The sequence below is a fragment of the Nitrospira sp. genome (assembly GCA_024998565.1).
GTDB lineage: Bacteria > Nitrospirota > Nitrospiria > Nitrospirales > Nitrospiraceae > Nitrospira_A.
This window is the reverse complement of sequence record JACOEM010000004.1, coordinates 137,266-150,685: the sequence shown is the minus strand read 5'-3', so window position 1 is coordinate 150,685 and position 13,420 is coordinate 137,266. Positions and strand designations below refer to the sequence as shown.

Below are 13,420 nucleotides of genomic sequence, written 5' to 3'. Positions count from 1 at the left end.
CATTACCGGCTGTTCGAGTCAGAGCCGACACACAATGCTGGTTCCGCACTATGATCCCAAACCGGCACATTGCCACATCGATTTCTTCACACAAGGCAAGCCATCACATGAGTTTGAAAGAATCTCTCGCCTCGATGTCCACATAGAGCGGACCTACTATGTCAGATCACAACTGGATGATGCTTTACCCGAACTAAGTAAGGAAGCTTGCGCATCAGGAGCGGACGCCGTCATCGACATTGAAGAACGGAGTTCGAGCATTAACCTAAGGGAGACCAATATATATCACGTGACCGGTACAGGGGTACGATACCTTCCCTAATACGGCACCGTTCTCTACCTACCCCATAACCTTTCTTGCTTTGCTCCACCACTTGCGATAGACATCAGTCCTAACGAGCAAGCCACTCCTAAAAAAATCCACTGACTCTGCCATTCGCCTGCAGCAGTTCTACCTTATTGGCATCCCACTCTCGAGACACCCTAACGCATTGCTCCCGAAACACATTGGTGCCATCATTAGACGCACCTAAAAGAACAGACGTATACCCACAATCATGACAATATCCTCTCACTCACCCACCGTCCTGCCCCCACGCGAGATCAAGCTGCACCTGCTTGGGCTCGTTCTCTTCCTCGGCCTGCTGGGTCTGTGGTATTGGCTTTCCACCGGCGCACGAGCCATGCCGACATGGATCGAGATGCTCCAGGACGACGATCCATCCACACGCATCGTCGCGGCGGAGCAGCTTGGACAGGTCGGGCCCGCAGCGCAGGCGGCACTTCCTCAATTGCTGGCCCAAGCCACGCGGGACGGCAGTCAGCACGCGAACACCACCGCGGCTACGGCCCTGAAATCGATCGATCTGACGGCGGCCCGGCAGGTCATGACCCACTTCATTCCGCGCCTGCAGGACCAGGATGCGCAACAGCGCCGCACCGCCTGCGCGGTACTCGGGAGCCTCGGCCCGGTGGCTAAGCCCGCGGTGCCGGCCCTGCTGGCGCTGGTGCATGATCTCGATGAACTCGTGCGACGCAATGCGCTGATGGCCTTGGCGAGCATCGGCATTCCATCCCCACCGATCGTGGCTGCCTTGCTGGAGGGACTGCGCGATTCCTCCTCACTGGTTCGCCAGACAGCCGTCACTCAATTTGCCTTTACGATTCCCCTGACACAGCCTGTGATCACTGCTTTGACGCCGCTGCTGAACGATCCGAATAGATCCATGGCCACGCTGGCCCGCAGTGCGCTGGACAAAGCAAGGCCGGACGATGCGGCCCAACTCGAATCATTGGGCATGATGGTCCAACATTCAGGTGCGCGAGACTATGCCTTGCATCAGCTGGCCCAGCTCGGTCCGGCGGCAGGCGATGCCCTGCTCCCGGTCCTGCCGCTGCTTCAGGACGACCGGCCGTTCGTTCGGTACCTCGCAGTAGAAGCAATCGGCGCGATGGGGCCCGCCGCGAAGCAAGCGCTCCAGGCCCTTCAGCAGCGGCGAGAAGACTCTGATCCCGTCGTGCGGGAAGCCGTTGCCGATGCCATCGCCGGGATTGAGGCCGCTATGGTACCGGCAGCATCCTCCGACAAGGCGGCTCATCCATGATCGCCACGACACACGATACCTCCTCGAGACTCCGCGTCCTGACTCGCCTGGGTTTCTGGGGAAGTGTGATCGGCGGGCTGCTGCTCCCCTGGGCCATCATGCTGGCGGTGGAGGTCATGGTGCACCAGGTCCCTTTTGCACGGGCCTGGCGATCGTTTACCTTGCACCTCTTCGCTCCCGGCTACAATTTTTTCCTCATCGGCCTGTTGACGGCCGTTCCCTTCGTGGTCCTCGCGGTCTTGATTCTGCTGCACCTGGGAGCCGCTCCTGCTCAGGACCCGCTGATTCCGCGCCGACGGACATTGGGCCTCGCCGGCGCAGGACTCGGCATGCTGATCCTTGCCAGTTGGACCCATCTTGAAGTGTTGCTCCATCCGGATGCGCAGGGGGCGCTTGCCTATCTCTATCTGCCGGTCATCCTGCTCGTGAGTATGCCGATCGGGTACGGGTTGGGACGCGTCATCGCCACAATACTCCTGCCGAGGCCTTCCCCTGAGTGACGCGGGCTGGACAGTCTCGACGACGTGGGTATAATGTGGGCCATGCGTTATCATGCCGTGAGTGCCTCCCGATGATCCGTCTCCTCTGCGCCCTCATCCTGTTCGTGCTCTGGCACTCCACCGCCTTGGCTGCGTCGAAATATGAAGACAGCGTGAAGGAATTGGCCGAAGGGGTGGCGGCCGAAGCCATCAAAATGAAAAAGTCACGGCTCGCGCTGTTGGATTTCGTGGACAGCACGGGTGAGGTGACGCCCATCGGCCAATTCCTCGCCGAGGAACTGGCGACCCACCTGCTGGTGGCCGGAGAGCTGAAAGTCGTCGATCGCAAGCTCCTGGTCGCCACCATGGAGAAACACCAGCTCACTCATCTCGACACATCGCAGGCCAAAGCCGCCAAGAAGGTCGCCAAAGCATTACGCGCCGATCTCTACGTCACCGGCGCCTATCTTGAAATTCCCGAGGGTGTGCAAGTCACCGCCAAATTGATCGGCCCCTACACCGTGTTCCCGGTGGGCGCCGCCCGAGCGATCGTGCCGAAAGCGGGCCCACTCGCCGCGCTCCTCAAGCAGGCGAATGCGCCTAAACCGCCCGCACCGGCGACCCTTCCGGAGCCGACCACCCCGGTCTTGAACGCCCATGAGAATGAGTTGTACAAAGTCAGTGTCATGGCCATCGCCAGGCAAGATGACCAGATCGAGATCGACCTGCTGTTCGTCAATCGCAGCACCCATCCGGTCAAGATCGGGTGCCAGCTTCTCGACACGTATCTGGTGGATGAACAGGGCGAACAGTGGCGGCAGGATGTTGCTCAGAATCGCGAAGGCCTCTGTACTCGCGGCATGGAACTGAATCCCAGACGGCAGCAGCATGCGAGCCTCTCATTCATCGCGACGAACAAGCCGCCCAAGGGACCCGTGACGCTGCATTACCACGAGACCTCGCCGAGACCCGATCGCGTAGTCACCCTGGATGGACTGAAACTCGATGCCGCGCCGGTCGCCGAGGCCGAAGCGCCGGCTCCGCAGGCAGCAGACACCCCCACACCCTAATCGATGACCTCCGGAACATAGGCACAGGAAACCTTCATGATTAAACAAGTCTTGACGATAGCTGGTTCGGACTCGGGCGGCGGAGCAGGGATTCAGGCGGATTTGAAGGCCATGTCGGCTAACGGGGTGTATGCCATGTCGGTCATCACCGCCATCACCGCCCAGAACACGGAAGAGGTGACCGACGTGTTCGAGCTGCCGACTTCGATCATTGCCGCCCAACTGGACGCGATCTTCGACGATTTCGACGTCGCGGCGGTCAAAACAGGCATGCTCTCCTCCACCGACATCATTAAGACCGTGGTCACACTCCTCAAACCGCAGCAGGTCAAGAATCTGGTGGTAGATCCCGTGATGATCGCCAAGGGCGGTCAGGCCCTCCTGAAGCCCGACGCCATCGACACGATCAAGAAGGAATTGTTTCCGTTGGCCCTCCTGGTGACGCCGAACGTGCACGAAGCCCAACAGCTGTCAGGCATCGAAATCACCTCGCTAGCCGATGCCCGCCGGGCCGCCAAGACCATTCACCAGTTCGGCTGCGCCAACGTCCTCATCAAGGGAGGACATTTGGCAAGCGACCGCGCCACCGATCTGTTGTATGACGGCTGCTTCTTCAACATCTACAAGGGGGAGTTCATCGATACGCCGCATACCCACGGGACCGGCTGCACCTTTGCCTCAGCCATCGCGGCGCATATCGCCCGGGGGAAAACCGTTCCCGACGCGGTGCAAACCGCCAAGACCTATCTCACCGAGGCCATCCGGCACAGCCTGGCCATCGGACACGGAAAAGGTCCCACCAACCACTTCTTTTTCTTGAATCAGGGTTAGCGCTATGAGTCGAGGGCTCGGATCACCACTTCCATTCTTGTTGGCCGGATGGGGCTGGCTGCTGCTGACGTCACTGATCGGACTGGCAACCTTCCTGGGCATCGTACGAGGCTCCCCGCTGCCTCCCGGGCTACGCCTGTTACATGTGCATGGAGCGCTCATAGGAGGCCTCCTTCAGCTCCTGACCGGCCTGGCACTCACCGCGGTCGCCCTCACCGGCCAGGACGCCAAAGGGCCGAAACACCACCTGCTGTTCTTCAGCATGAATCTCGCCGCCCTCGGACTCGCCGCCGGGGCCTGGTTGCGTGACTCCACCCTGACCATAGGGGCCGGGCTGTTGCTGGCCGCGCTGTTTGTTCCCATGGCACGCCACCTGATGCTGGGACTTCGGACCGGTTCCGGCTGGACTCCCTTGTCGACCTTCTACTTTGGAATCAGCCTCACCGGACTGTTCGGCACCCTGGCCCTGGGCGAGTTCCTGGCCGGCGCCTGGTTCCCCACCTGGCACGGCATCCTGCGGCTGGGGCATCTGCACGCGGGCCTGTTACTCTTCCTCACACTGGGGGTCGTCGGAGCGATGCAAACGGCGATGCCCGGGCTGATGAACCGCCCGCTGCGCAGCACCGGCCTCGGGCAACTGGTCCTGCTCCTTCTGCCGGCTTGCGCCGCTGGGTTGATCACAGGATTTTTGTTATCCTCCGTTCACATTCAACTGGTCGCCGGCTCTGGCTTTCTGCTGACACTCGCACTCGGCAGCGTCAATCTGCTTCGCACCTGGAGCCAGGCCGGCCAACCTGGCTCCGCCGCCACCGATCACCTCATGATCGCTTTATGCCTGCTGCTCATCATGACCTGTATCGGCATGGCGGTCGGGATCAATGTCCTGTGGACCCCGCCGGTGATGCCTTACGGGACGCTTCACCTGGTCGCCTATACCCACACGGCGTTCCTGGGATTTTTCCTACAAGCGACCGTCGCCGGATTATCCTATGCGTTGCCTGCGCTGCTGGCAGCGCAACGAATCACCAGTCACAAAAAGCGGTCTGCCTATCAGGATACCCTTGCGCAAATCGCGAACCGATGGCGGGCGCTGCAGGTGTCCACGCTCAGCTTCGGAACCTTGGGACTTGTCCTCGTCGCCTCGCTGACCTGGAATCTCCCGCTCTCTTCGATCTGGATCCAGGCCGCAACCTGGGGTAGTCTGGGACTTCTCTTGATCCATCTGACGATGGTCACCGTCAAAATCACGCAGATGGTCGGAACGATGCCGACCGGCGACCACGCAGCCACGCACTGACCAGACTCGGATCACCACGTATGCCGACGATTGGGCCCATGGAAGAACCGGTCTTTTTCCACGACACACTCGGCCACCGTATCGCGGCCGTCCTGGCCAGGCCTGAACAGGCGACCGATCACGTTGCCGTCCTCTGTCACGGGTTTCTCTCCCATAAAAACAGTTCGAGCAACCAGGCCCTGACCGAGCTCCTGGTCGGCCGGGGGATTGCCACGTTCCGGTACGATTGCTTCGGACATGGCGACAGCGATGGCCCTTTCGCCAAATTGACGACCTCCATCGGAGTCGGCCAGGCGCTCGCCGCCTTGCACTACCTCCTCACACGGGGATACCACCGGCTGGCACTCGTGGGCTCCAGCTTCGGCGGTCTCGTGTCGATTCTCGCCGCCGCTGACTGGACAAGAATGCACACCTTGAAACCGGCATCCATTCCGCCACTAGCCTGCCTCGCACTGAAATGCCCTGTGGTCGACTTCGGAGAAGAGCTTCGACTCGAGTTGGGAGAAGACGGCCTTCAAGAATGGAAACAAACCGACACGATACCCGATCTTCACGGAGGAGCCACTCGCCTTCCCCTCGACTATGTTTTCTACCAGGACTGCCTCAACCGGATTGCGTATGAACCGGCCCGAACCATCGCCGTTCCCACGTTGATCGTGCAGGGTGATCATGATGAATATGTACCCCTCCACCAAAGCCAGCGACTCTTCGAGGCCTTACCGGGACCTAAACGGATGGAAATTCTTCCAGGTGCCGATCACCGCTTCACGAAAGCCTCCGACTTTCAGCGGATGCTGACGCTCCTCACCGAATGGGTCACTCGCCATCCCAGGACCTGATACCGTCCTTTTCCTACATCGCCGACCGACGACAGTCCCCGAACCTCGTTCACAATCCCGGTTACTCATCGATGTTGCAGAATCGCGTCCCGCCGGAGGCTTTCTCCTGCAGCCACTGCTCCATCTTGCACAGCAAAAAATAACGAATAGAAACCCGCAGCTCGATTGCCCGCAAAATGGCTCGTGACGGGGCTTTCTGGCGATCGCACCACTTCGACGCCTGGCACACTGGTTGCTCATCCAGCGTCTCGATTTTCCCGGAGGAACTACGATGAAGACGTCAACGAGCGTGCTTGTGATGGGTGCTGTCGGTTGTTTGTCTTCCGCCCTGCTCCAGACAGGAGGGGCTTCATATGCGGTAGCCGCGGACAGCGCCACCACGATGAGTCTGCTGCAACAGCCATCCCTTGCGGCAGCTGTCACGAAAGCCCAGGGCAGCGGAACCGCACCCATCCTGCCCAACCCGACCGCGCTGGTCCTGACGGCCCAGAAAGGCAACACTGCCGTCGGTACCCTCACGCTCAAGAAGTCCAGCACGGATCAACACACCTACTATCTCAGCACGAATCAATCGTGGATCTGGATGAACCCGCCCTACGGCAGCACCCAGTCCATTACCTCCGAAACCGATCAATTGGTCATCACCGCGCAAACCGCCGCCCTGCCGGCCGGAACACATTCGGCCGTGGTCTATGTCGTCGACTCAGGCCCCAATAACTTCACCAACATGCTGCGGATCCCGGTCACGCTCACGGTGACGGCCTCGCCGGTCGCGACACCACCGCCCCCGCCGCCCGCAGCGCCGCCGGCCGTAACCCCGCCGCAGCCTAAACCCGTCGTGCAGACGCCGCCTCCCCCACCACCCGCGCCCGTGGCGGTGCCGCCTCCGCCGGCCCCCGCTCCCCCGGCCCCGCCGGTGGTCTCCAGCACCGGGATGGTTGCCGCCCCCGTAGCACTCATGCTGACGGCAGCAAAAGGACAGCCGGCTGTCGGCACCTTGGCTCTCCGCAAAGGCGGCACCGCTCAGCACACCTACTCCCTCAGCACGAACCAGTCGTGGATCTGGATGAACCCGCCCTACGGCAGCACCCAATCCATTACGACAGAAACAGATCAGCTCGTGATCACGGCACAGACCGCCGCCCTGCCGGCTGGAACACATTCGGCCGTGATCTACATCGTCGAATCAGGCCCCAATAACTTCACCAACATGCTGCGGATCCCGGTCACGCTCACGGTGACGGCCTCGCCGGTCGCGACACCACCGCCCCCGCCGCCCGCAGCGCCGCCGGCCGTAACCCCGCCGCAGCCTAAACCCGTCGTGCAGACGCCGCCTCCCCCACCACCCGCGCCCGTGGCGGTGCCGCCTCCGCCGGCCCCCGCTCCCCCGGCCCCCTCACCGGTTGCCACCGGGCCGATCCAAGCCAGTCCCGCTTCGCTGGCACTCACCAGCGCCAACGCAGTCGGCACCTTGAGCCTGCGCAAAACAGGAACGGACCAGCATATCTATTCGCTCAGCACCAGCCAGCCCTGGGTGTGGCTCAACCCGCCGTATGGAAGCACTCAGACGATCTCCAGTGAAACCGATCAGATTGTCGTGACGGCCCAGCCCACCGCTCTCGCAGCAGGAACCTACTCAGCGGTGGTGTATATCGTCGAGTCCGGCCCGAACAATTTCTCCAACACGCTGCGTATCCCGGTGACGTTTACCGTTGCCGCAGGCCAAACGGCCGCTGCAGCACCGTCGGCGCCGACTCAATCGGCGGTCACCGCACCGCCTCCTCCGCCCCCCACTCCGCCGTCACCACTCCCGGTGGCGACCACGCCTTCGTCGACGGCACCCAAGACTGCCAGCGCCACAGTCAGCTGGAATGCGAATACTGAATCGGATCTGGCAGGGTATCGAATCTACGTCGGAACGCGGTCCGGCAGCTATGGAGTCATCGGCCCCTTCGAGGTCAGCAACCGGACCAGCTTCACGATCACTAACCTGCCGGTCGGTGCGACCTATTTCTTTGCCGTATCGGCCTTCGACAAGTCGGGGAACGAAAGTGCCAAGTCTGCAGAAGTCAGCAAGAGCCTGTTCTAAGCGAACGCGAACCAGAGAAGAGGGAGAGACCGTGAGCTGGCGCGCAGCAAGCGCCCAGCTTACGGGGAAGTGATCGGAAGGACCGTCCTGGCGCAGCGAAATCCCGTATAGCTATTGCGAGTCTCCGGCGGCAACTTCGACCGGCCGTAGGTCAGCAGGTACTTCGGCAAATCCGACCAGGAGCCGCCACGCACGACACGAAATGCCCCCCGTTCCGGTCCGGCAGGATTCTTGGAAACGCTGGTTTCGTAGTAATTCGCCCCGTACCAATCGGCGACCCATTCCCCGACATTCCCCGCCATCTGATGCAGCCCATAGGGGCTGCGACCGGTATCGTACCGTTGAACTGGCGCAAGCACCTGGCTGTAGCTGAATCGGGCGCCCAGGCCGAAATTCGCCACGCCGTCAGTCGGGGGCTGATTGCCCCAGGGGAACAGTCGAGCATCACTCCCCCTTGCTGCCTTCTCCCATTCGGCTTCCGTCGGAAGTCGTGCATCCCGCCAACGACAATAGGCCTCCGCATCGAACCAACTAACGCCGATGACCGGGCGGTCATGATGCCGGGCCGGATCCACCGCCTCCCATTGCCAGGGCTCAGCCCGGGTCGTCGCCGAGAGAAATTCGGCATACCTCCGGGTTGTCACCTCGTACAGGTCGATCTCGAACCGGTCGACCCAGACCCGGTGTTGCGGCCGCTCATCCTCCAGCGCATCCGTTCCGTCAGCCCCCATGAGAAAGGCTCCTTCAGGGATCGCGACCATGGGCGGGCCGGGAAGCGGCGCAGCTTCAGCGTCTTTGTTTTTCCGCAGCCGCTCAAGCTGTGCGTACGCTGAATCGCCGGTTGCCAAACCGGCAATCGAGAGAGACAGGATGAGGAGACTCACAAGCAATCGCATGCCGGGAAGCATACACAAACAGACCCCCAGGCGCGAGCGCTCTGCAATACTGCTGAACAAGTCATCAGCATAATAGGATGGTCAAAACGGGCATCCAACAAGGCCGCAGCCGATGGCCACACCGCAGGCGTACCCTCAGGGGTACGTTGTTGAGGATGTCGCCGAGGTGAGAACGCCGTTGAAGCTCGTTTTCACCATGCTGATTAAAGAAGGATTCCGCCGACGACCCAATGCCGGTCATCCGGCACATCGATGAGGAGCCGGGAGAGGTTCATCTCGGCCAATTGTGCCGCGACATCATCCTCGGTAAACGCGGCCAGCAACGAGTGATAGAAGTCGCGTTTCAAGATCGGATCTTCGTCGGCTGCATACTGGTCCACTAAGGCCTGGGCCGCTTCAGGCGAGTCCGGTCGCAGTAAATCCATCACCAGCACACAGGCCCCCGGCTTGGCCAATTGCTTCACGCGAAACCAGAACTGCAGCGGATTCGGGACATGGTGCAGGAGACTGTTCGACAACAGAGCATCGGCCTGTTCCGGCAGGTCGAGCGATTGAAACCGCTCACAACAGAGGGTGATGCGATTCGCCAGTCCCGCACCCGCGATCGCCTCCGCCGCCAAGTCCAGCATGGGACGGCTGGCATCCACGGCCGTCACTCGGGCGTCCGGGAAGGAACGCAGAAAACGAATCGGAATATCTCCCGGTCCGCATCCCAAATCGACGACATGACCGCCGGCCCAATCGGGAAAGTATTCGCGAAAACGATCGACGAAACCCTGATTCTCCTCAGCGAAATCCGCCTTCGCATAGGCACGGGCCTGCGCCGCATCGTCCATCAGCTCCGGTTCCAGCACGCGCTTCATCGATCACCCCACCCGCTTAGGTCGTCCGAATCCAGCACAACAGGATCTCCCGGCCGCACCGTCCCTTCGTGAAGAACCCGCGCATAGAGCCGGCTCCATCCGGGATGCGTCTCCTGGGCAATTCGTTCATAGTCCCCGTCCTTGAACCACTGCGCATTGTATCGACAGGGGGTCGTATAACTCGTCATCTCCAGCCGCACCTGCTCACCGATTCGAAGTCGATCACCGGGCCGCATGAGGGACCAGTCGAGCCCCGCCAGAGTGAGATTCTCCCCGGACGAACCAGGACCGATCGAATGACCTTCAGCCCGAAGGGCGTCGATCACCTCCAGGGAAAAGAGGCAGACCGCCCGATCCGGACCGCCGTGATATTTCCGGTTGCGCTGACGATCCCCGACCAATCCGTCACGCGTCACCTGCGCAGACAGTACCGCCGACTTCGGTACCCCGCCGTCGGACAGACTCACCTGATGCACCTGTGGAATAACCGGTTGTGCCATCTCGGTATCAGGAGCAGAGCCCGCCGTCACAGGATTCCATACCGGTGGCCTCCAGAGCGACCCATCCGTCTCGTTCTCTCGATGCCCTCACGTAGACTCCATGCTCGGCATAGGCGGCTTCGATCTCCGCCCGCTGATCGATCAGCAGACCGGACAGCAGCAGGCGCGCGCCGCCCGACGCATATCCACAGAGCGTGTCCGCGGCATTCAACAGGGTCTGCCGATCCAAATTCGCGAGGACCAGAGTGGGCTCGAATCCGTTGTGAGACTGCTGCGTCTGAGCATATTCCACCGCCAGCGTCAGCTGCGTATCGAACCCGTTGACCTGAGCGTAGTCCCGCGCGCACTCAATCGCCACCGGATCGAAATCCTCCCCGACCGCCTCCGAGGCCCCGAGCCGCAACGCCACCATCGCCAACACACCGCTCCCGGTTCCCACATCCAGGACGCGATCGGTGGGCGCCACCACCTCTTGCAGCCATTCGATCAACAGTTGGGTCGTCGCATGGTGACCGGTGCCGAATGCCTGCTTGGGATCGATGATCAATTCGATGTCGCCGGGGTTCAGCGCGAGAGACTTCCAACTTGGCCTGATGACTACCTGCCGGATTCTGATCGGCTCCACCAGACGTGACCACTGGGCGTTCCAGTCGCGGTCCGCCAAGTGGTTGATCGTGAGGGCACCGGCCGGATCGGGATGCCCGAGCTGGGTCAACGCAAGCCTCAGGCCTTGCCACGTATCCGGTCCGCAACGGGCCGCGGGCCAGTACAGGTGGATACACTCCTGTTCCTGCCAGGCCCCGGTCACATCCGGATCGTTCAGCACCCCCAGGAGCTCACCGGCATCGAGCGAGGTGTGCACATCAACTTGAATCCAGTCGCCCGCACCCGGCGTGGCGGACACATCAGCGGAACCCTCATCTGTCTTCGAGGTTGACGTCATCTCAGACTCCCAGTATCGTCAGCGGTACGATGACACCTGATACAGAATCCACACCATCGCGAAGGTCGCCCGCGCGGGAACACAGTCTGGTGCGAATGCTGCGCCGCGCGGCACAGCTGGAGACGAATGCCCGCCGGGCCAGCGCAAGGTTTACGACCTGGCGGCTCGCCATCTTTGCCGTCGGACTTTTCGGCTCTATCATTCCGCATAAACTGGGATGGACCCTGCTCGGCAACGCCATACTCGCATTCAGCGTCATGCTGTTTCTCATTGTGGCCTGGTATCATAACAGGCTCGAAGATCGCTTGCACCGGCTCCGCCGCTGGCAGGGCATCAAACAGGTGCACCTCGCGCGCATGCGTCTCGGCTGGGCCGAGATTCCATTTCGCCCGGTATTCGTACCCGAACGACACGGGTACGCGACCGATCTCGACCTCGCCGGCCCCCATTCACTCCTGCATCTCATCAACAACACCATCTCGTCACAGGGCCAGGAACGGCTCGCCTCGTGGTTGTTCAATCAACCGCCGGAACCCGCGCAGTGGGCGAACCGGCAGGCCCTCATCAGAGAATTGACACCGCTTTCTCTACTCAGGGACCGGTTGTCATTGGAAGCGCAGACGGTTGAAGACGCCGATATCGACGGCCGGCGGCTCCTCGCCGTCCTCCAGAAGCGGGTCGACAGCCCCAGCTTCACGCCCATGCTGCTGACCGAAACCTTCCTCGCCCTTGTCACGGCCGGGTTCATGCTGGCCGATCTCGTGTCCGGAATCGGTAACTATTGGATGTTGTCGTTCGGTCTCTATGCATTCCTGTTTCTCTCCGTCCGCAGCCGCTCGGAAGAAATCTTCGACCATGCCCAATCCCTGCACCGTCAACTGGAGCGGCTCAGCGCCGTCATAGGTTATCTGGAGCAGCGATCGTACCGCGCCGCCCCCCGATTGGCCGAGCTGTGCCGGCCGCTCCTGCAACAAAACACCAGCCCCTCCACCTCGCTGAAACAGGCCGCCTCGCTGATGAACCGGCTCAGCGTTCGGGCCCATCCGCTGGTGCATTACCTCATCAACGCCTTCGGTCCCTGGGACCTCTACCACACCTATCGTCTCCAGCACCTGCAAGATAGGATTGCCGCCGTCGCGCCGCAATGGTTCGAGCTGTTGGCCGAGCTGGACGCCGCCGCCTCCCTGGCGACATTCGCCTACCTGCACCCGGATTACCCCTGGCCCTCACTGCAGCAGACGGCTGACGCCGCCCATCTCAACGGTGCCGGACCGATCCTCGATGCGCAGGGACTGGCGCACCCGCTCATCCCCGCGAAGGCTCGCGTGGCCAATGACATTGTGTTTCAGGAACGCGGGCGCATGTTTCTGGTGACCGGCTCCAACATGTCCGGCAAGAGCACCTTTCTCCGCACCATCGGCATCAATACTTGCCTGGCACAGGCCGGAGGCCCCGTCTGCGCCACCTCCTTCCGTTGGTCTTTAGTGCGCATCGGCAGCTGCATCCGCGTAGACGATTCCCTCGACGGCGGCCTCTCATTTTTTTATGCCGAGGTGAAACGGCTCAAGAACATTCTCGACCGCACCCGGGACATGGAGCGACCGCCTGTGCTCTGGTTGATCGATGAAGTCTTCAAAGGCACCAACAACCGGGAGCGGCTCATCGGGGGACGCGCCCTCATTGCGGCCCTCGCAGGAGGAAACGGGTTCGGCCTCGTCACCACCCACGACCTCGAACTGGCTGAGTTGGAGCGCCAACTCCCGACCGTCACCAACGTGCATTTTCAGGAAACCGTGGCGGAAGGCGCACTGCACTTCGATTATCGATTGAAACCGGGTCCCTGCCCCACCACCAATGCGCTGCGAATCATGGCACTCGAAGGGCTGCCGGTGGAAAGTCCTCCCTCGACGGCATCACGATAGCGCATTGCATCAGTGTAATAATTTCGGCAGACTGAACCTCGATCCCGGGCACGAACGACGGCACATAGACACAGGAGGCACCCATCG

12 protein-coding genes are annotated in these 13,420 nt (G+C 61.5%); 8 read left to right on the top strand and 4 right to left on the bottom strand.

What is annotated here, in order from left to right:
- Nucleotides 1–557 precede the first annotated feature (557 nt).
- From H8K11_08695 to H8K11_08665, 7 genes are all read left to right on the top strand, one after another.
- Nucleotides 558–1,604, top strand: coding sequence for a HEAT repeat domain-containing protein (locus tag H8K11_08695; protein ID MCS6263825.1), 1,047 nt, complete (start codon nucleotides 558–560; stop codon nucleotides 1,602–1,604).
- On the top strand, nucleotides 1,601–2,104 hold the full coding sequence (locus H8K11_08690; GenBank protein ID MCS6263824.1) for a hypothetical protein: 504 nt from the start codon (nucleotides 1,601–1,603) through the stop codon (nucleotides 2,102–2,104). The genes H8K11_08695 and H8K11_08690 overlap by 4 nt, the downstream gene beginning before the upstream one ends.
- Before the next feature lie 71 nt (nucleotides 2,105–2,175).
- Nucleotides 2,176–3,153, top strand: coding sequence for a hypothetical protein (locus tag H8K11_08685; GenBank protein MCS6263823.1), 978 nt, complete (start codon nucleotides 2,176–2,178; stop codon nucleotides 3,151–3,153).
- A 36-nt stretch (nucleotides 3,154–3,189) separates the two neighbouring features.
- The gene (gene thiD / locus H8K11_08680) at nucleotides 3,190–3,984 is read left to right on the top strand and encodes a bifunctional hydroxymethylpyrimidine kinase/phosphomethylpyrimidine kinase (protein MCS6263822.1); all 795 of its coding nucleotides are present in this window, start codon (nucleotides 3,190–3,192) and stop codon (nucleotides 3,982–3,984) included.
- Between the two features lie 4 nt (nucleotides 3,985–3,988).
- Nucleotides 3,989–5,281, top strand: a complete 1,293-nt coding sequence (locus H8K11_08675) for a hypothetical protein (GenBank protein ID MCS6263821.1) — start codon at nucleotides 3,989–3,991, stop codon at nucleotides 5,279–5,281.
- Between the two features lie 20 nt (nucleotides 5,282–5,301).
- On the top strand, nucleotides 5,302–6,120 hold the full coding sequence (locus tag H8K11_08670; GenBank protein MCS6263820.1) for an alpha/beta fold hydrolase: 819 nt from the start codon (nucleotides 5,302–5,304) through the stop codon (nucleotides 6,118–6,120).
- Nucleotides 6,121–6,391: 271 nt separating this feature from the next.
- Complete coding sequence (locus H8K11_08665) at nucleotides 6,392–8,209, top strand: fibronectin type III domain-containing protein (protein ID MCS6263819.1); 1,818 nt, start codon at nucleotides 6,392–6,394, stop codon at nucleotides 8,207–8,209.
- 59 nt (nucleotides 8,210–8,268) lie between these two features.
- On the opposite strand, the gene H8K11_08660 is transcribed toward H8K11_08665, so the two are convergent.
- The 4 genes from H8K11_08660 to H8K11_08645 all read right to left on the bottom strand — a co-directional run bounded on the left by H8K11_08660 (nucleotide 8,269) and on the right by H8K11_08645 (nucleotide 11,411).
- Complete coding sequence (locus H8K11_08660; protein MCS6263818.1) at nucleotides 8,269–9,105, bottom strand: formylglycine-generating enzyme family protein; 837 nt, start codon at nucleotides 9,103–9,105, stop codon at nucleotides 8,269–8,271.
- A gap of 203 nt (nucleotides 9,106–9,308) precedes the next feature.
- Entirely contained in the window at nucleotides 9,309–9,968 is a 660-nt protein-coding gene (locus H8K11_08655; GenBank protein MCS6263817.1) for a class I SAM-dependent methyltransferase, read from the bottom strand.
- Nucleotides 9,965–10,468, bottom strand: coding sequence for an MOSC domain-containing protein (locus tag H8K11_08650; GenBank protein ID MCS6263816.1), 504 nt, complete (start codon nucleotides 10,466–10,468; stop codon nucleotides 9,965–9,967). The genes H8K11_08655 and H8K11_08650 overlap by 4 nt, the downstream gene beginning before the upstream one ends.
- Before the next feature lie 7 nt (nucleotides 10,469–10,475).
- A complete protein-coding gene (locus tag H8K11_08645) occupies nucleotides 10,476–11,411 on the bottom strand; it encodes a 50S ribosomal protein L11 methyltransferase (GenBank protein MCS6263815.1) in 936 nt (311 codons plus the stop codon).
- 89 nt (nucleotides 11,412–11,500) lie between these two features.
- On the opposite strand from H8K11_08645, the gene H8K11_08640 reads away from it, so the two are divergent.
- Nucleotides 11,501–13,333, top strand: coding sequence for a hypothetical protein (locus H8K11_08640; protein ID MCS6263814.1), 1,833 nt, complete (start codon nucleotides 11,501–11,503; stop codon nucleotides 13,331–13,333).
- Nucleotides 13,334–13,420 lie beyond the last annotated feature (87 nt).